At 62.8% G+C, this 20667-nt stretch carries 8 protein-coding genes; 3 read left to right on the top strand and 5 right to left on the bottom strand.

Annotated features, from left to right (window positions below; all coding sequences use genetic code 11):
- Positions 1–13: 13 nt before the first annotated feature.
- On the bottom strand, positions 14–6598 hold the full coding sequence (locus tag HX869_RS30000) for an NEL-type E3 ubiquitin ligase domain-containing protein (RefSeq protein WP_178904093.1): 6585 nt from the start codon (positions 6596–6598) through the stop codon (positions 14–16).
- Between the two features lie 161 nt (positions 6599–6759).
- Positions 6760–13392: an NEL-type E3 ubiquitin ligase domain-containing protein gene (locus HX869_RS29995; protein WP_256736804.1), complete on the bottom strand. Its 6633-nt coding sequence runs from the start codon at positions 13390–13392 to the stop codon at positions 6760–6762.
- 141 nt (positions 13393–13533) lie between these two features.
- On the opposite strand from HX869_RS29995, the gene HX869_RS29990 reads away from it, so the two are divergent.
- On the top strand, positions 13534–13749 hold the full coding sequence (locus HX869_RS29990; protein WP_177040650.1) for a DUF2970 domain-containing protein: 216 nt from the start codon (positions 13534–13536) through the stop codon (positions 13747–13749).
- 6 nt (positions 13750–13755) lie between these two features.
- On the opposite strand, the gene HX869_RS29985 is transcribed toward HX869_RS29990, so the two are convergent.
- Complete coding sequence (locus HX869_RS29985) at positions 13756–14835, bottom strand: ABC transporter substrate-binding protein (RefSeq protein ID WP_178904092.1); 1080 nt, start codon at positions 14833–14835, stop codon at positions 13756–13758.
- Positions 14836–15284: 449 nt separating this feature from the next.
- Between HX869_RS29985 and HX869_RS29980 the strand changes: the two genes are divergently transcribed.
- Positions 15285–16943 (top strand): nitrite/sulfite reductase, encoded by a 1659-nt coding sequence (locus HX869_RS29980; RefSeq protein WP_003210800.1) that lies wholly within the window; start codon positions 15285–15287, stop codon positions 16941–16943.
- A complete protein-coding gene (locus HX869_RS29975) occupies positions 16927–17421 on the top strand; it encodes a DUF934 domain-containing protein (RefSeq protein WP_003210798.1) in 495 nt (164 codons plus the stop codon). Before HX869_RS29980 ends, HX869_RS29975 begins: the two co-directional genes overlap by 17 nt.
- A gap of 44 nt (positions 17422–17465) precedes the next feature.
- Here the strand turns inward: HX869_RS29975 and HX869_RS29970 are convergent, their stop codons facing one another.
- Both HX869_RS29970 and HX869_RS29965 read right to left on the bottom strand, forming a co-directional pair.
- A complete protein-coding gene (locus HX869_RS29970) occupies positions 17466–19112 on the bottom strand; it encodes a SulP family inorganic anion transporter (protein ID WP_102604661.1) in 1647 nt (548 codons plus the stop codon).
- 80 nt (positions 19113–19192) lie between these two features.
- A complete protein-coding gene (locus HX869_RS29965; protein WP_102604662.1) occupies positions 19193–20470 on the bottom strand; it encodes a serine/threonine transporter in 1278 nt (425 codons plus the stop codon).
- Positions 20471–20667 lie beyond the last annotated feature (197 nt).

Here is a 20667-nt window from a genome sequence, read left to right as displayed (position 1 = left end):
CTGGGCGCCCGGGTCAGATCTCCAGATCCCTCCTCGCCCGCCCCGAAAGCCTGAGCGCCAGTGCCTGTTGCTCGGCAAGGTTTTCGGTGTCCAAGGCTGCGACTTCGCTCAGGTATTGGGCGCTGAGGTCCGGGTGAAGCTCCTCGAGGGCATCTACCTTGACCTGATGCGCTTGGGCCAACACCGAAAACTCTTCCGGGTACAGCTTCTGCAAGTAGCTGACCCAGTACGGGCGCTTGACCAGCTCCTGCATAAACACCGGGGTGCTCTCTCTGGCCACAATGGCGGTATACGCCTGATCGATGTTGGCCTGGGTCACCCGGGACAGGTTGCGGTACAGCATGGTGGACGGTTGGTGAGGCAGATCCAGGCGCTCGGCCAGGCCAATGCGGTAGGCCAGGCGAATTTCCGCCGGGTCGATGCCAGGGCTGCGGTTGATCGCTTCGCCAGCAATGCGCTCCGCTTCATCGAGACGGATCATGCGCCGGGCCAGGTTGAACAGCGTGGTGCCTTCCTGCCCGGGTGCAAGGGCCCTCAGGGCCTTGAACTCATACACGCTGACTTCAAGATCACTGAACAGGAGGATCCAGCCGTCACCACAGGTAGCCCTTACCCGCATCGCCCGGGCCTGGCCAAATAGTTGTTCGCGCAAGTGCGGGTATTGCTCCGCCGCCTCAAGCACCGCCCACACCCGGCGAGTCAGGTCGGCGCGGTCGTGCAAGAAATCCTGGGCGTTCTTCAACTGGGAAATGATGTAGAAAAAATCCTCGCTGTTTTCGGCCTGCTTGAGCACGCTCCATACCCGGTGGCGGGCCGAATCGGCGGCAATACCCGAGAACCATTGGGCCTTTTGTTGTTCCGGGGTCAAGAGTTCTGGGTGGATGTCCGACCCGGAGCTGCTATCGGTACTGTGGTACCCCTCCAGTGCGTCTTCCAGTTCCTCGGCGGAAAATCCCAGGCCACAATCGGTCTGCTGCTGGTAGACGCGCAAGCGTGCAAGATCTTCCTCAAACAGCAGGTTATCGGACAGGTCCGTGCCCCACATCAGAGCGCTGTGCTGGGGCAGCAACGCGTCTTCAGGGATGGTTTCGATACGGTTGCTGCGCAGGTCCAGGTGGCGCAACTGCGCAGCCTGGAGCACACCCTGCGGCCACGCCAGAAGGTTATTGCCACGCAGTTCCAATGACTGCAATTGAGGCAGGCTGCTGATGTCCAAAGAATCGAGGACGTTCTCACTCAGGTCCAGGCGCTCCAGCGCGGTCAGCCGATTGAGCTGGCCCTGCAGCTCGCTGCGATAGCGCAGTTCGTTATGGCTCAGGCGCAGCTCGGTGAGTGTCGAGCATTCGCCGACGGCGTCGGGCAGGCTCATCAGGCCATTATTGTTGAGAGTCAGGGTACGCAGCTTGGGAAACGCCCGCAGGAACGCATTGGAGCCCTGCTCAGTAAGCTTGACTGCGTTGAGGTTCAACACCCTCACATGGGCCAACGGCTCGGGTAACGCCGGCAGGTCCCCCAGATACAGGTCGTTCAATTGAAGGACCTCGCGCCCATCGCCCGGCGCAACCTCGGGGTGCGCCCGCAAGGTATGGCGCCAACTGTCGATAAGCCTGTCGGCCGCGCGACGACGGTCCACCGCGCTGACCCAGCCGCCCCCCTGGCGATAACCGCGAATATCGATCCAGTCGTTCAACACCCGCACCATACCCCGGTAGCCCGTGCGCCACCGAACCAGGCATGCCTCGACCTCCAGTGCGCCCAGGCCACTGGCAAGCAGTTCGTCAATGCGCCGTACCGCATCGCGCGTGGACAACGCCGGGTCTATTTGTTGCAGACGCTGCGCAGGTGTCTGCCGAACTTCACTGTTGGGCACCTCTACCTCCAGCGCGAGGAGCAGATCGGGACTGTCCGTGACCTCCAGGGGAAAGTATTCCGGATCGCCCCCCGTTCTGCCCTCCGCCAGCCCTTCGCGGGGAATGCCCAAGGGTTTGTCCAGGTAAAAGCTCGGGCCAAAAACCGGCAGCATGGCCGGTGCGACGTTCAACGGATTGTCCTGGTAGGTACGCAGGGCAAAACGCTGTATGTCGGCACAGGCCGGCAAGGTCAGGCGACAGCCACGCACGTTGCTGCTCAGCATCAGCAGGTCATGGCCGGTCAGTGCAGCCTGGGGGATCGTGGTAATAGCGCTGTAGCTCAGATCCACTTGACGCAGTTCGGGTAATGCCAGCCAACCTGTCGGCCAGGCGGTGGTCGCGGTGTGGCTCAGGTTCAGGCTGCGCAGCTGGTTGAGCCCGGTGACATCCAGGGTACCCACACGGTTGTAATCCAGGTTCAACCCTCGAAGCGTGACCAGGGCGCTGAGGCGCTGCTGTATCGCCTCAGTGATCGTCAACTGGTTGTGCGCCAGGTCCAGCTGTTTGAGAGACCTCAACTGCGTCAGGGACGCCGGCAGGTCCATCAGGTTGCTGCGGCTCAGGTCCAGGCCGTGGATTTGGGTGAACTGGGGGAGGAAATCGTTCAATGCCGCCACTGAAACCCGGGTGCCTGCGAGGTTCAAGCGCTGCACGTGGGCAAAAGCTGCGGCCGGCATCAGCGGCAAATCCCCCAGTACCGTACCCGACAGGTCCAGCATGACCCCCTCGGAGGCGGCTGGCGAAGAAGGCCCGGCCACCTCACGGGGGGAGGCAAAACGTCGGTCGAGGCCATCGCGCCAGTAAGCCATGAGCTTGTCTGCCGCACGTTGACGATTGAGCGGGTCCACCGGTCGCCGGTCGACCTCCACTTCCCTGCCCTGCCACTCTTCCAGCGCCTGCTGCAAGGTTGCATGTTCATCCAGCAAGGCGTGCACACGGGTCAACTTGGCGTCACTGGTCAACCGATGGCGCCGCAGGTACGCCAAGGCACTGGGCGCAAACGCCGGGTCGCTGTCTTTCAGGCGTCGCAACGCGCCTTCACAATAAGCGTCCACCATCAGCACTTCATCCACCAAATGCCCCGGGTGGCCTTTCACGTGCTGATACACCGGCATGAACGCACGTCGCTCAAACGCTGCCCAGTTGAGGGTAAGGCCACGCCACAGGCGCTCGTGGCCCTCAAGCATTGCCGCCGGCATGGTATTTATCCCGGTCGCCAACAGGTCGAGCGTCTCCAGTTTGTCTAACGTCAGAACACCTACCGGCCACTCTTTCAGGGCGCCCGCCACCCGCAAGGCAAGCAGCTGTTTCAAGCCACTGACATCCAACGCGTCCAGCGCGCCCGTCAGGACTAACCGGCGCAATTGGCTCAACGTGTTAAGGCGTTGCAAAAAGGCCGGCGAATAGGTCAAGCCCCAGCCGTCGATCGACAACTCTTCAAGCTTGGGAAACAGCCCGAGGCCCGCGGCAATCGCTTCGACATGGGCGGGCTCGGTAAACACATTCAGGACTTCGACGTTGGAGAACTGCTGCGCAAGCCTGGTGCCCTGGGCGCCCGCCAGGGTTTCGCCGCTTACGCCCAACCCTCGCACATGGGAAAAATCAGCATCCAGCGCCGGCAAGTTACCGGCCTTGCCCAGTGACAGATAGGCATGGGGTTTCAAGCCCCGGTACGCGCCTTCGCGCCAGCAATTGATCAGGGTGTCTGCCGTATGTTGTGCCCCCGCCTGAGCACTGTTTTGCGTCACCCACTGATCCAGGGTCATGCGTAACCGGGTCAGTTCGCGCTCGCGGTTGCCAATCAACTCATAGATCTGTGGGGGGCGCTGGCCGGCCTGCAACAGACTTTGCACAAACAGCTGGGCCGCCTCATCGCTGAGGTTGGGGTAAACATCGCGAACCCTGGCCGCCAGGGCGGCATTGGGTGCCTGGGCCGCACCCCGGCCGCTCAGGGCATAACCTAATGACCCGCTCGCCAGACGCAACGCCGGGCGAGCCATGGGCGCGCGTATCTTCAGCACGGCGGCCATTTCGAGGCGGTGTGCCGTGGCATACCGTGCCAGGGTTTGCTGCAAATCGACGTCCGCGCTGGCCAGCGGCAAACCCAGTGACTGGCGCAGGGTTACGGGCAAGGCATGGACGATTGATGGGTAGAAATTACGACTGCCGGGGACCGGACTGTTAAGAGGAGCCCCCTGCAGGTCGTAAGCCAGGAATGTCTCGCCTTTTTTGACCAGGTAACGGCGCACTGCCGCGTCTTCAGGCCCGACTTCAGCCAGCAAGCGCCCACTGGGGTTGTCGGCGCGCAGTTCCAGGCGCAGCGTGGGAGACCAGCCCGGCAGTTGCTGCAAGCAATGCAACGCCAGCCGGTCACTGTCCAGGCTGGCGAGCGCCGGCAGGTGCAAGCCGGCCAACGCACTGCTCAGGCGACGTTGCTGTACCGCACGCCGCGCCAGGTTATCCAGGCGCGGCGCAACACCGGTTCGGCCCAGTATCTGCAGGCGTTCCTTATCGCTGGCCGTACTGATAATTTCGTTGATCCCGCCTCGGGACAAAGAAGCAAAGCGGCGCTGCAACACTGCGCCCTCGGGGGACAGGAGTACAGCCTGTGGCGGCGCGCCGCGAAACAACTGCAACGTATCGGCCAGCACGGCAGGCATCGGCAAACCATCTATGTGGACCTTGCGCAACAGGTCATCACTGATGCCGCTGATGTCGCCAAGGGCGCTCAACGTTGCATCGCTGATTCCCTGGGTTTCATGACCCAGGCGCCTCAGCAAGGTCAGGCGGTCCCATTCCAGTGGGCGTTCATGGGTATGGCGCCAGGCACCCGCCTGGTTGTGTTCAAGGATCGGCTGGTACGCGGCGGGATTGTTCGGATGCTGGATCCGCCATTTTCGAGTCCGCGCATCAAAAGCCTTTTCATAAAGGCTTTCACCCAGGCGCACATACATTTTGCCGTCCTGCGCGTACTGACCCTGGGCATTGGGCTTGAGTGATGCATCCAGAACGGTATGACTGCGGTAGGCCGCAAGGTCGGGTTTCCACAGGCGCCTTTCGCCGTTCGGCAACTTCACCGGCACCAGCCCATCGACCCATTTCGACACCTGGATAGCGGGCGCCCGGCCAGCGAGGGCTGCCGCCCCACCCAGGGTAGCCATGAACCCGAGATTCAGCGCCACCGACTCCAGGTGCTCCCATGCCGCATCCATATCGCCCTCCTGCCAGGATTCGATGCCGTGATAGACCTCCAGGCCCAACTGAATCGCCGTGACCGCCAACAACAGCTCCCCCAGGCCGGGCACCATGAATGCGGCCACATTCAATGTGTTCAAACCCATGCTCAACCAGTGAGCATGGCGTGCCTGTGCGGCTTTTCGGTCAGCCTCCGCAGTGGGCACCGCCAGGGTTCTGGCATTGTCCTTGAGGCGCTGTACATGCCGCTCGTAGAGCGCGCCGAACAACTCCCCCTCGATCAACCGTTCTCGCCGGTTCAAGTTGATTTGCTCGTCGTAGACCTGCTCCTTGTAGCCTCGCGGGTTCCAGGTGAATGTGTAGAGTTTTTCCTTGAGGCGCTCAAGGAACTGCGGCGCCTGTTGCTGAGGTACCAGGCTGGCAAACAACTGCTGATAGGCAGGTGAGCGCAGGTTCACCGCCAGTTCCTTGTCGAACGCCTGCATAGACGGGTATTCCTTGAGTGGGCACTGCGGCGCGCCCGGAATCCAGGCCACCACCCGCGTATCAGGCGCCACGGGAAGCAGCCCGCTCACACCTGCCCCAGGAAACAAGGGCGGGATCACGGACCGGGTCGGTGCGACACCCGGCCCGATCAGCAGCACCTCCCCCAGCTCGCAGCCCAGGATCGACAGTTGACCGAAACGTACGACCTCGCCATCCAGCAGCGGCCGCGAAGTACCTGCCAGCACTTCACGCAACATGAGAAACACCGCCGGACCGATGTCGCCCTGCGCCCATGCGGTATACAGGCGTACCGTCAGCAGGTCTTTTTGCGCGCGAATCATCTGCTCTCGCACCACGGCCCGAGTGGCAGCGGCATCGAACACCTGCGCCAGGTGGGCCTGGTATTGCTGCCCCAGGTCCAGGGTGCGGCACAGGGTGGAAAAGGTTTGTGGAGTCATCGACAGGGTTTCGCTGTAGCGATAACGCGCCGCACGCGAGCCATCCGCCCGCGCCTCGCCGTAGTACTCGGTCAGCAGCGCACCTTCCGGCGCCAGGGCGCTGGTCTGTTCGAGGGCGATATCGGTGAAGTCTTCATCGCCCTCGAAGTTCAGCAGCGCTGCCTGCAACAATGAATGCTGCTGCGGGGCCTGGCGATACCGCAGGTAATGCAGCTGGTTTTTGTTGACGTCCGGGGCCTCGCCCATCGCCTCGCGCAACGCCGCTTCCAGCTTGGGCTGGGCGAATTCGACAATGCCTTGCAGCGCGCCAAGGCCCTTGGCCAAGGCTTCGCGGGACTGACGGCTGGCCTTGCGACTGTCATCGAGTGCCTTGTTCAATGCGGGCGAGAGCGGAACCTTGGTGGCAGGTCGCTCCCTGCCGGGCAACAGTCCATGTTTGAGCCGGCGCACATCGACGGCGGCAATGTGGGCGACCCACGCGGGCAGGCGCTCCGTGATCAGGGCGGTGTGCAAGCTTTCGTCCGCGAGGGCGTTAGGTGGAGTAGACATGTGCGGCTTCCTGAGAACGCTTTAGGGAGGCCCAGTACAGCGAACAGGCGAGCGCCTTCGCAGGTAGATAATTGTTTTTGTGCAACTTGGCGCCGAACCTGGGTTACGACCACTGAGGCGCGGCAGGCCCGTTTCCGGACCTGCCGCCGGGGCACAGGCTGTTATAGCCTCAGTGCTGCTCTCTCCCGCTCGGACAGGCGAATCAGCAGGGCCTGGCGTTGCTCAGTCCTTTGCTTGGCCAATACCACGGCTTGCGCCTCGTACTGCGCACCAAACGCCGGATAGCGATCCTCCAGGGCTTCAGCCTCGCGGGCCTGGGTCTGGGCCAGCGTCGTAAAGTCGGCGGCGTATTGCTTCTGCACGTAGTCGACCCAGTACTGGCGCGTGACCAGATCGGCCGTGAACGCCTCGGTCGCCTCCCGGCCGATGATGCTGGCGTAGGCCTGGTCGATATCGGCCTGTTTCACTTGGGAAAGGTTGCGGTACAGCATGCCGGACGGCTGGCGCGGCAACTCCAGGCGTTGGGCCAGGCCGATGCGGTAGGCCAGGCGAATTTCCGCCGGGTCAACACTGGGCTTTAGGCTGACCACGCGGCTGGCGGTGGCTTCAGTCTGTTCCAGGCGGATCATGCTTCTGGCCAGCTTGAACAGCGCCGCGCCTTCTTTTCCGGGCTCCACGGTTTCCAGGGCCTTGAACTCATAGACACTGACTTCAAGGTCGCTGAACAGCAGGATCCAACCGTCACCGCAGGTCGCGTTGATCCGCATGCCGCGAGCCTTGCCGAACAGTTGCTCGCGCAACGCCGGACGTTGCTCGGCGGCCTCCAGCACCTCCCATACCCGGCGCGTCAACTCAGGGCGGTCGGTGATGAAGTCCTGGGCGTTTTTCAGCTGGGAAATGATGTAGAAGAAATCCTCACTGTCGTCAGCGCTCTTGAGCGACTCCCAGACTGCGTGTTTGCTGGAGTCGGCCGCCACGCCAGCAAACCACTGGGCCTTCTGTGCTGCGGGCGTCAGCAGCTCCGGATGCAGCTCACCGCTCAGATCCGCTTCCTCGTGACTGGTACTGAGGAGGAAGCCATCGAGCTCGCGATCAATTTGCTCCCGGGTATAGCCCAGGCCGAACCCCGTTTCCTCGAGGAAGTCGCTCAGGCGCTCGAACACGCGTTCTTCCAGCCCGTTGTCCGTCAGGTTGGTGTTGCTCATCAGGAGGTTGTGGCGAGGCAACAGGGCATCGTCCGGGATGGTCTCGATCTGGTTATTGCTGAGGTCGAGGGTGCGCAGTCGCGGCAGTTCCAATGCCCCGGCCGGCCATTCCTCCAGGACGTTGTTGTGCAGGTCCAGGTTTGTCAGCCCGCGCAGGCCGCTGACATCCAGGCTGGCCAGGGTGTTTTCGCCAAGGTCGAGCCATTCCAGCGCACTTAATGGGCCGAGCAGTGCTTGTAGCTCCACAGCGTCGCGCAAATCATTGTAGGTGGCTTCGAGATGAGTCAGCGCCGTGTATTGGTTGATCACCTCGGGCAGGTGCGCCAGGCCATTCTTGTTGAGCACAAGCCGGCGCAGGTGGGGGAAACTGCCCAGGAACCCATTGGACCCCTGCTCCGTCAGCTTCACCTCGGTGAGGTCGAGCACGCTGACGTGGCTCATTGAAGCCGGCAACATCGGCAGGTCGCCCAGATACAACCCGGACAGGTCCAGTACCTCGCGCCCGTCCACCGGCGGCACCTCGGGCCGGGCACGCAGGTTGTGGCGCCAGCTTTCAAGGAGCCGGCCGGCGGCACGACGACGGTCGAGGGCACTGACCCAGCCGCCCCCCTCGCGATAACCTTCGATGTCGATCCAACTGTTCAACACCCGGCTCAAGCGTTGATGCTCGGCGCGCAACTGCACCAGGCGTGTGTCGACGCCGGTGGCGCCCAGGCCGGCGGCCAGCCATTCATCAATGCGCGCCACCGCCTGGGCACTGCTCAAGGCAGGATCCAGTTGTTGCAGGCGCGCCGCCGGAGTGAGGCGTGCTTGCGCGTCGACGTTCTCGACGTGCAGGGGCAACAGCAACTGGCCGGGGTCGTCGGTGACCCTGACCGGGAAATACTCCGGATCGCCGCCGGTCCGGCCGATGCGCAGCTGTTCCTGGGGAATGCCCAGCGGCTTGTGCAGGTAGATTTCCGGCCCCACCAACGGCAGTAATTCCACATCAAGGCCCAATGGATTTTCCCGCAGGGTGCGTTGCGCAAAGGCCAGGATGTCGGCGCAGGCCCGGGCAGTCAGTCGGCAACCCCGCAGGTTGCTCTTGAGCATCAGCGTGTCGTGGCCGGTGAGCGCCTGGGCGGGCACCCGGGTGATAGCGCTGTGGCTCAGGTCCAGGCTCTCCAGGACTGGCAAGTCCAGGACACCCTCAGGCCATTCGGTGATTCCAGTGCGGCTGAGGTTCAAGTGGCGCAAGGCGTTGAGGCCACGCAGATCCAGGCTCGTGACACGGTTGTATTGCAAGTCCAGGGTTTCAAGAGCCGTCAGGCGGCTCAAGCGTTGCTGGAGGGACGGGATGATGCTCAGTTGGTTGTGGGAAAGATCCAACTGGCGCAGGGCGGTGAAGTTGTCCAGGGCCGAAGGCAGCTGTGCCAGGTTGCTGGCACTGAGGTTCAAGTCTTCAATGGCGTTGAATGCGCCGAGAAAGTCATTCAGCGCCTCAATGGAAACCCGGGTGCCGCTCAGGTTGACCTGTTTGACATGGGCGAACGCGGCCGCCGGCAACCCGGGCAAGTCGCCCAGCACGCCCCCCGACAGGTTCAGTGTGGCGGTCGGCAGGTTGGAGCGCGCCGACATGCCCGACGGCGCAAGCCGCGGCCCCAGGCCTTCACGCCAACTGTCCAGGAGCCGCTCGGCGGCGCGCTGGCGGTAAAAGACATCCACCTGCCGGCGGTCAACCCGCAACTCCCTGGCCGCCCACTCCTCCAGGTCCCGGCTCAGGGCGAGCTGTTCGTCGAGTACCTGGTGAGTGCGAGCCAGTATCTGTTCAGTGGTCAGACCCTGCTGCCGGAACTGAGAGACAACGTCTATGCCAAACCCCCAGTGCACATTTTTCAAGCGGTCCATCACGCCTTCACAGTAACCCTGCACCAGGGCTTGCTCATTGAGCAGGTGAGCCGGATTGCCCCGCACATGTTCATACACCGCCATGAATTCCCGGCGGTCAAACGCGGCCCACCGCAGGTTCAGGCCGCGCCACAGGCGTTCATGCCCGATGAGCATCGACGGGGGGACCGAACGGATGTTTGTTCGCCACAGGTCGAGCCTCTCAAGGTGCTCAAGTGACGTCACCCCCTGTGGCCACTCCTGCACCGAGCCCTCCATGCGCAACGAGCGCAGGTGCGTGAGGGGACTGACGTCCAGGTTTTGCGAAAGCCCCGCGACGGACAGGTTGTGCAAGCGCTCCATTGCCCCCAGGCGTTGAATGAAGGGGACCGAATAGGCCACGTCCCGACCATTCAACGTCAGTTGGTTGAGATCGACGAAGCGGTTCAGCCCGTCGACCAGTCCGGTGCCCGGCGTTGCGTCAAGAAACACCTCAAGGTGTCGCACCCGGGAAAACTGATCGGCCAGGCGCACGCCCTGATCACCCAACAAAAGCTCGGCATGTGCGCTCAGCGCCTGCACATGGGAAAAGTCTGCACTCAGGCGCGGAAGGTCCGTCACGCTGCCCAACGACAGAATGCTCTGGGGCGGCCGCTCGCGGTAAATGCCCTGGCGCCAGCAACCGATGATGTCAGCCGCTACCCGTTGTTGCTGGCTGGCCCCGCCCGCCTGCCCGGCAGCAGCGGCGGTCCACTGATCAAGCTCTGCCTGCAACAGGTCAAACTCACGCTGGCGGTTTCCCAACAGGGTGAAGATCTGTTGGGCGCTTTCACCGGCCTGCAATCGGCTCAGGACAAAATCGCTGGCCTGCCCGGCGTTGAGGTTCGGATAGAGCGCCTGCACCCTCGCCGTCAGCGATGCATCCACGTCAAAGCCTTTGCCCCGACCGCTCAACGGGTAACCCAGGACACCCCCCGCCCCCGTCAAGACGGGTCGCGAACGCGGTGCGCGCAGGCCGAGCACATTGGACATTTGGCTACGGCGGCGGGTGGCATAACTGGCCACCGCCTGTTGCAGTTCCCGGTCCAGGGTCGCCACGGGCATGTCCAGGCCAGGTCGGGCCGCAGCGGGGATCGCATGCACGACGGACTGGAAGAAATTACGCCGCCCGGTGGTCCGGCTGTTCAGCGCGACACCGCGCTCGTCGTAGGCCTGGAAGGCTTCGCCCTGCTTGACCAGGTATCTGCGCAGCGGCGCATCTTGCGGGCCAATGCTGTTCAGTAACGGTCCTTCGACAGCCTGAAAGCGCACTTCCAGGCGCAGATTGGTGGGCCAGCCCGGCAAGTGTTGCAGGCAATGCAGGGCCAGGCGGTCAGTGTCGGCACCGGCGTCGGCCTGACGATGCAGCCCCGCCAGGGCACGGCTCAGGCGGCCTTGTTGGACTGCGCGGCGAGCGGCATTGTCCAGGCGCGCCGAGGCTCCACGCTGACTGCGCAGTTGCAAGCGCTCCTGTTCGCTGGCGGTATCAAGAATTTCCTGGATGGCTCGCCTCGACAATCCAGGGAAGCGCCGTTGCAGCACCGCCTCTTCGCCAGCCAGCGGCGCCGTATCCGCCACTGGCTGGCTGCGGAACTGCTCCAGGGTATCGGCCAGCACGGCGGGCAGCGGCCTGCCTTCGATATACGCCTTGCGCAACACGTCATCCTGGACCCCACTGATATCCCCAATAATGCCCAGTGTCGTATCAGAGAATTCTTCAGTGGCGGGCCCCAGTCGTCGCAACAGGGTCAGGCGGTCCCATTTGAAGGGCTGCTCATGCACATGCCGCCAGGCACCGGCGTTGTTGTGTTCAAGGATCGGTTGGTAAGCCTCGGGATTTTCCGGGTGTTTGATCCGCCACTTGCGGATTCGGCTGTCGAAGACCTTTTCATGCAGGTTTTCGCCGATACGCACATAAATCTTGCCGCCTGTCTCGTACTGGCCCCGGGCATTGGGCTTGACAGCCGGGGCCAGCACCACCTCGCTGCGGTACGGCGCCAGGTCCGGTTTCCACAGCCGAGCCTCACCACTGGGCAGTTTGACCGGTACCAGGCCATCCACCCAGCGGGACACCTGGATTTTCGGCGCGCGACCGGCCAGGGCCGTCGAACCGCCGAGGGCGGCCATGAAGGCCACGTTCAGCGCCACCGACTCCAGATGTCCCCAGGCGGCATCCATGTCGCCTTCCTTCCACGCCTCGATGCCATGGTAGACCTCCAGGCCCAGTTGCACAGCCGTGACCGCCAGCATCACCTCCCCCAGGCCGGGCACGACAAAGGCCGCCACGTTCAGCACATTCAAGCCAATACTCAGCCAATGTCCGTGGCGTTCCTGGGCAGCCTTGCGATCCGCCTCGGCGGTGGGTACGGCGAGCGTTCTGGCGTTATCTTTCAGGCGTTGCAGGTGGTTGTCATAGAGTGCTCCGAACAGCTCGCCACTGATCAGGCTTTCGCGGCGCGCCAGGTTGATGTTCGGGTCGTAGATCTGCTCCATGTAGCCTCTGGAATTCCACTCGAAGGTAAAGAGCTTGGTCTTCAGTCGTTGCAGGAAAGCCGGGGCTTCGTCTTGCGGCACCAGGCTGGCAAACAGCCGCTGATACTCCGGGGAGCGCAGGTTGATCGCCAGTTCCGCCTCGAACGCCTTTATCGACGGGTATTCCTTGAGCGGGCACAACGGCGCACCGGGGATCCACGCCACCAGCCGCTGGTCGGCCGCGGCCGGCACCAGCAATTCCCCGAGCGAGGCGCCGGGCACCAGCACAGTGCCCCAGCCCAACGGCTGCCGGGCATCTGCCATCGCGCCGACGCCCGGCCCGATCAGTACGACTTCACCCACCTTGCAGCCGAGAATCGCCAATTGGCTGCAGGCAACGGGCTTGCCATCCAACTGCGGCCGTTCGGTACCGGCCAGCAAGGCGTTGAGCATGGCATAGGCACTGTCGCTGACTTCGTTCTTCATCCGCGCCGTGTGCAGCCTGACGGCCAGCAGTTTCTTGTGCGCGTCGATCATCTGCTCGCGCACCACGGCCTTGGTGCCCGCCTCCTCGAACACTTGTTGCAAATGCGCCTGGTATTGCCGGCCCAGGTCCAGCGTGCGGCAGAGCGCAGCAAACTGGTCCGGGGTGACGGCGAGCTTTTCGCGGTAGCGATAGCGGGCCCGGCGTGAATGGTCGTTCAGAATTTCGCCGTAGTACTCGGTGAACAACGCCCCTTCGGGGGCCAGCGCGCTGGTTTGCTCAAGGGCGATATCGGCAAAGTCTTCATTGCCTTCAAAGTTGAGCAATGCCGCCTGCAACAGCGAATGCTGTTGCGGCACCTGACGGTAACGCAGGTAGTGCAACTGGTGCTTGTGGACGTCCGGTACCTCACCGAACCGTTTGCGCCAGGCGTCTTCCAGCAGCGGCTGGGCGAACTCGGTGATGCCCTTGAGGCCGTCGAGAGTCTTGGCCAGCCGCTCGTGGGCGCGGCGACTGGCCAACTGGCTGTCGGCGAATGCCTGGCGCAACCCCTGGGGCGCGTTACTGAGCCAGGCAGGTGGTGCATCCTCGGGGACGCGCCCGGGCAGCAGGCCCGGCTTCAAGCGTCGGATGTCCGCAGCCGCGCTGCGGGCAATCCAGCCGGGCAAGCTGTTCTTGATCAATGCGGTGTGTAGCCCCTGCTCTGTCGGGGCGGGTAAGGTTGGCATGCGCTCGTTCCTGATGACTCTGTTAAGGAGTCCCAGTACAGCGAACGGGCCAACCGCCAGGGCGGTAGATAGCTACAGCCGGTGTTTTGCGGGAACTTGGCTATCCTCATCCATGGGTTTGATCCCTACCGCGAGGCCTTTATGGACGATTCCAACAACAAGCCACCGACTTTCTGGCAGATGCTTCACAGCGTGATGGCAGCCGCCTTCGGGGTGCAGAGCGGGAAGAATCGCGCCCGCGACTTTACCCATGGCAAGCCCAGCCACTTTGTCATCCTGGGTATTGTGTTTACCGCCGTGTTTGCCTTGACCCTGTTTGCCATCGTCAAGCTGGTGCTGCACCTGGCCGGTGTTTGAAGCCGGTCAATGCATCAGCAGTTGCAGGCTGAACGGGTAGCGATAGGTGGCTGGCTTGCCCTGGGCTGACAGTGCTCGAAAGTCGACGCCGTAGTCCTCGCGCCCCTGCATCTCTAAAAGGCGCGTGGCTTGTGGCGGATCAATCAATCGAAAGAGCCCGAGCTTGCGCTCACGCCCACCGTACTGCGCCATGCCCAGGCCGCGGGCATCGTCATGCAGCACCACCATCGCCCAGCCGCCAAGGGTGAAATGCCCGGCCACCAGCACACTCAGGCGCCCGTCAAGGCGCGCCTGCAACACTTCGGGCGAACTGTTGACCGCGCTGAACAACACGTCCCTGCCCGGCGTGCGCCCGCTGCCTTTGAGTGCATCCATTGCCCCCAGCGCCATTTCATCGTTGGCCGCCCACACCAGCGCGGTCTGCGGGTAGCGTTTGAATAACTGCGTGGCCTGGTCGAAAGCGCGCTGGCGACTCCACTCGCCATACACCAACTGGCGCAGGCGCACCTGCGGATGATCCGTCAGGGCGCGCTGCAAGCCTTGCTCGCGCAGTTGCGCGGCGGGAGTGGTCTTGGCCCCGGAGAACGCGATCAGGTCGAGGGTCTGGCCGGGGGCGACAGGCCCATGCAGGCGCAACAACTGGGTGAGCATCAAGTAGCCCGCCTGTTCGTCGTCGGCGACCATGCTGCCGATCCAGTCAGGGTATTTGCCGGCGTCCAGCAGTTGAGTCTGGTCCGCGGTCAGCGCGTTGTTGACGATCAGCAGCTTGACCCCGCTGCCCTGGGCCAGGCGCAAGATCTGTGGGGCGATGTACTGCTCGTTGACCAGCACCAGGTAGTCCGGGCGCTCGGCGCCTTGCAGGGCTTCACGGGCCTGCACCAGCGTGGTCTCGGGGTTGCGCTCGGAATAGCGCACACGCAAATCCAGGCCGAGGTCCCTGGCGGCGGCCTGCATGAATTGCGCGTAGCTGACCCAGAAGGTCTCGGTCGAATTGCCAGGGTTGAGAAACACCACCGACGTCGCCTGGGCGATGGCCCAGAACGGCATGCTCAGCACCAGCAAGCACTTGCAGAGAACCTTCAACATCGTTGCCTGAGCCCTTCGGAATGACGGCCCATGATAATGGCATCAGGCCGGTCAATCTCGGCTAATTGCCGATTGTCGACAACAAGGCTCGATAACGCCCTTTTATTGATGGCTGACCCAGAACACGGCAGTGGAAACCACCAGGATAATCAAGAACAGAATGGCCCACGCATCGACACTGCTGTCACTTTTGCGGGCTTTGGTCGGATTGCTCATAGCATCGCCTCTTGTCGGTTTTATAGGTGATTGCACAAAGACACGAGCACAGTAAAGTTCATGATTGCCCGCATGACAAATGTGGGTATCGCGATAACCGTTCTCATTAGGCCATTTGGTTATTTGCATATACTCAAACATCACTTTTGCGCATAAACGCAAACTGGTATCGTGCGCCGGCTCCGTTGGGAGTGCGCGGCCGTGCGCGCAGATTTGCCGAGAACAGGACCTATATGTACGTATACGACGAATACGATCAGCGCATCATCGAGGACCGCGTCAAGCAGTTCCGTGATCAGACCCGACGCTATCTGGCAGGTGAACTGAGCGAAGAAGAGTTCCGCCCTCTGCGCCTGCAAAATGGCCTTTATGTTCAGCGCTTTGCGCCGATGCTGCGGGTTGCCGTGCCTTATGGCCAACTGACTTCCCGTCAGACGCGCATGATGGCCAAGATTGCCCGCGACTTCGACAAGGGCTACGCCCACATCAGTACTCGCCAGAACGTTCAGTTCAACTGGCCGGCCCTGGAAGACGTGCCGGACATCCTGGCTGAATTGGCCACCGTGCAGATGCACGCCATTCAGACCAGCGGTAACTGCCTGCGCAACGTGACCACCGACCAGTTCGCCGGCGTTGCCGCTGACGAGCTGATCGACCCCCGCCCATGGTGTGAAATCGTCCGTCAATGGACCACCTTCCACCCGGAATTCGCCTACCTGCCGCGCAAGTTCAAGATCGCCATCAATGGCTCGACCTCGGACCGCGCCGCCATCGAAGTGCACGATATCGGCCTGGAGCCGGTGCACAACGCGGCGGGAGAGTTGGGCTTCCGTGTGCTCGTCGGCGGTGGCCTCGGTCGTACGCCGGTAGTGGGTGCCTTCATCAACGAATTCCTGCCGTGGCAGGACCTGTTGAGCTACCTCGACGCGATCCTGCGGGTCTACAACCGCTACGGCCGTCGTGACAACAAGTACAAGGCCCGGATCAAGATCCTGGTAAAAGCGCTGACCCCCGAGGTGTTCGCCCAGAAAGTCGACGCCGAGATGGAACACCTGCGCGGCGGCCAGACCACCCTGACCGACGCCGAAGTGCACCGCGTTGCCAAACACTTCGTCGACCCGGACTACAAGGCCCTGAGCAATCAGGACGCCGCGTTGGCCGAGCTCGATGCGCAGCACCCGGGTTTCGCCCGCTGGCGCACCCGCAACACCCTGGCCCACAAAAAGCCGGGCTATGTGGCCGTGACCCTGTCGCTGAAACCTACCGGTGTTGCACCGGGTGACATCACCGACAAGCAACTGGACGGCGTCGCCGACCTGGCCGAGCGCTACAGCTTCGGCCAACTGCGCACCTCCCACGAGCAGAACATCATCCTCGCCGATGTTGAACAGTCTCAACTGTTCACCCTGTGGGGCGAGCTGCGCGAGCAGGGTTTTGCCACGCCGAACATCGGCTTGCTGACCGACATCATCTGCTGCCCGGGCGGCGACTTCTGCTCCCTGGCCAACGCCAAGTCGATCCCGATTGCCGAATCGATCCAGCGCCGTTTCGACGACCTGGACTACCTGTTCGACATCGGCGAGCTGGACCTGAACATCTCCGGTTGCATGAACGCCTGTGGTCACCACCACGTCGGCCACATCGGCATCCTGGGCGTGGACAAGAAAGGCGAAGAATTCTACCAAGTGTCCCTGGGTGGCAGCGCCAGCCGCGATGCGAGCCTGGGCAAGATCCTCGGCCCGTCCTTCGCCCAGGAAGCCATGCCTGACGTGATCGGCAAGCTGATCGACGTGTACGTTGAACAGCGCACCGAAGATGAGCGTTTCATCGACACTTACCAGCGCATCGGCATTGACCTGTTCAAGGAGCGCGTCTATGCAGCGAATCATTAAGAACAACGAAGTCCTCGACGAAACCTGGCACCTGCTGCCCAAGGACGCGAGCTTCGATGGCATCTCCAACTGCGACGACCTGATCGTGCCACTGGCCCTGTGGCGCGAGCACGCTCACGCCCTCAAGGCCCGCGACGGCGGCCTGGGTGTATGGCTGGACGCCGATGAAGAAGCCGAAGAGATCGGTGATGACGTGGAGCACTTCCAGGTCATCGCCCTGAACTTCCCGGCCTTCACCGACGGTCGCAACTACTCCAACGCCCGCCTGCTGCGTGACCGTTATGGTTACAAGGGCGAGCTGCGGGCGATTGGCGATGTGCTGCGCGACCAGTTGTTCTACCTGCGCCGCTGCGGGTTCGATGCCTTCGCCTTGCGCGCGGACAAAGACCCGTACGAAGCGCTGGAAAGCCTCAAGGATTTCTCGGTGACGTACCAGGCCGCGACGGATGAACCGTTGCCGTTGTTCCGCCGCCGGTAAGCTCGCGTCAATAAAAAGCCCCGACCAGTCGGGGCTTTTTGCATTCAGGCGGTGGGTTGCAACGCGAGTTGCACTGCACCATCGACACTCAACCCGCTGATCAGCACCTGGGGCGCACACGCCTCAGGCAGCGTCTGCAACACCTCCTGCGCCTCATGCCGTACGCGGGCCAGCACCAGGCATTTGCCCTCCCCTCGCACCTGTACGAAAAACGCCTGCAACGCCTCGATGCTGGTGCCGTCCAGGTCGGGGGATTCTTCCAGGCTGAGCACTACCGTGTGCACCGGTAACGTAGCGTGCCGCATCAGGCTCAACACCGCCCCCAACACTCGCTCGGCATTCGCGAAGAACAGCGCTTCACTGGGCCGCACGATCAGCACACCGGGGATCCGTTCGGCGCTCGGGTGATGCAGCAAGTCGACAAAATCATGCCCACCGTCAATGCGCCCCAGCTCACGCACGTCCGCCGACGACATCTGGCGCAACATCAACACCACGCTGATCCCGACCGCCACCAATAACCCATCCAGCACCCCCAGCACCAACACCGCCGCCACCGCGCAAATCACCAGCAACCGGTCGCGCCGCCAGGAGAAATAGCGGCCCAGGGGCTGCAGGCTCAAGCCACGGCCCAAGGCGTAAATGACGATGGCGGCAAGCACCGGCTCCGGCGTCAATGCCACCAGCGGCAGCACCGTCAGCACGATCGCCAACACCACCAGCGCCGCCACGGCGCCCGCCAGCCGCGAGTTGGCTCCCGCCGCCTCATTGGCCGATGTCGCCGAATACCCGGCGCCAGTGGGCATGCCCTGGAACAGCCCGGACAGCAGGTTGGCGGCCCCCAGCGCCAGCAGGTCACGGTTGGATGACACGCGATCACCATGCTTGAGGGCGAAGGAGCTGATGGAGCCGTAGGACTCGGCGTAAAGAATCATCACCATGGCAAACGCCAACTCTCCCAGGCGCAGCCAGTCGGCGAACGGCAACACCGGCAAATGCGCCAGTTCCAGACGCAGGTCGATGACGCCGATCAACGCCACGCCATGGGCCTGCAGATCCAGCCACTGGCCGGCGGCAATCCCGAGGATCACCACCAGCAACCCGCCCGGCAGGCGCCGAACTCGTGCGCATAGCCAGAGCAGCAGCAACGCGACGCCCGCGACGGCAGCGGCGGCCCAGTTCCAGCGCGGCAGTTGCTCCAGGAGCTGGGGCAGGAAGCGAATCAGGTTGTTGTCGGTCAGGTGCACGCCCACCACGCTGGCCAACTGCTTGAGGATGATCGTCAGCGCCAGGCCAAAGGCAAAGCCACGCAACACCGGCTTGGCGATAAACGAGGTCAGCCCGCCCAGCTTGAGCATCCCGGCCAACAGGAAAAACGCCCCCGTCACCAGTACCAGGCCCATTGCCAGGCTCAGCCTGAGTGCCGGGTCGTCTCCCGCCAGCGTTGCCGTGGCCGCCGCCAGCACCGCTGCCGAGGACGATGTGGCAGAGACAATCGCAAAGCGGCTGGTGCCAAACAGGCCGTAGCACAACAATCCGGCAAACAAGGCGATCACGCCCGCCTGGGGCGGCAACGCGGCGATGCTGGAATAGGCCACGGCCTCGGGCAGCAACAGGCCGGCGATGGACAGGCCGGCCAGCAAGTCTTGTGCACGGTTCGGCGTGGTGTCGCTCTCAGGCTTGGTGTTCAATCCCTAATTCCCTGGCAAAAAAAACGGCCAATCCGCTGTCTGCGAATTGGCCGTGATCATTGCACTGAAACCGGGTGCTGTCAGGACACCAGCGAATAAATCAGCGCGGTAATCGCCACCAGGCCCACCGCCGTGACGAACACGTTGGACGCCTGGCCACGGTACTTGGCCATCGCCGGTACCTTGCGGATCGCGTACATCGGCATCAGGAACAGGATCGACGCAATGATCGGCCCGCCCAGGGTCTCGATCATGCCGAGGATGCTAGGGTTGAGGGTCGCGACGATCCAGCACACCACCAGCATGAAGGCAGCCGTCATGCGGTCCAGGGTCTTGGCAGCCGGGCGACGGCCACTTTTGAGCACCAGGCCCTTGAGGCCTTCACTGGCGCCGATGTAATGGCCCAGGAACGACTTGGCAATCGCCACAAACGCGATCAGCGGCGCGGCGAACTCGATGGTCGGGTTGCTGAAGTGGTTCGCCAGGTAGGACAGGATCGACAGGTTCTGCGCCTTGGCTTCGGCCAGTTGCGCCGGCGACAGGGTCAGTACGCAACTGAACACGAAGAACAGCACCATCACCACCATCAGGATGTGTGCCCGGGACAGGATCTGCGAGCTGCGTTCCTCGGCGTGTTCGCCGTACTGGCGCTTCTGGTCCACCGCAAAGGCCGAGATGATCGGCGAATGGTTGAACGAGAACACCATCACCGGAATCGCCAGCCACAGCGTGTGCAGCAGCGCCGACGGGGCCGGCACGGTGCTGGCGGTGCTGAGGATGCCGCCGTTCCAGTGCGGCACCAGGTACACGGCGAGGAACAGCAAGGCGACGATAAACGGATACACCATCAGGCTCATGGCCTTGACGATCACCTGCTCGCCACACCGCACCACGGCCAGCAGGCCGAGGATCAGCACCAGCGACAGGATCGCCCGCGGTGGCGGCGCGATGTGCAGTTGATGCTCCATGAAGCTGCCGACGGTGTTGGTCAGCGCCACGCTGTAGATCAGCAGGATCGGGAAGATCGCGAAGAAGTACAGCAAGGTGATCGCGGCGCCGGCCTTGAGGCCGAAATGTTCTTCGACCACGTCGGTGATGTCCGAGCCTTCACGGCCCGAGAGCACAAAGCGGGTCAGGCCACGGTGCGCGAAAAACGTCATCGGGAATGCCAGCAGCGCGAGGATCACCAGCGGCCAGAAGCCGCCAAGGCCCGCGTTGATCGGCAGGAACAAGGTGCCGGCGCCGATGGCCGTACCGAACAGGCCGAGCATCCAGGTGGTGTCCTGGCGGCTCCAGCTTGTGAGGGTTGCAGGTGTCGTTGCGTAGCGTTCGTCGACGCTATTGGCCTGATCATTCATCCGTTCGGATCTCCGCATTCACTCAGTCGAGACGAGTCAGAAAAACCTGACAGGCAGCGCCACGACCGAAACAGGGGCGCGATTGTCCGGGATTCGCTTGAAGAAGCAAAGACTTAGCTGAGGAATGGTTGTGCAGTGCAGAGGATTGAAGACGTTTCCGGCAGGGTCAATTTTACATTTCATAAGAAATCTATTTT

Origin of the sequence: Pseudomonas sp. P7779, from assembly GCF_013386315.1 — a bacterium.
Taxonomy (GTDB): Bacteria; Pseudomonadota; Gammaproteobacteria; order Pseudomonadales; family Pseudomonadaceae; genus Aquipseudomonas.
This window is presented reverse-complemented; position numbering and strand designations above follow the sequence as displayed.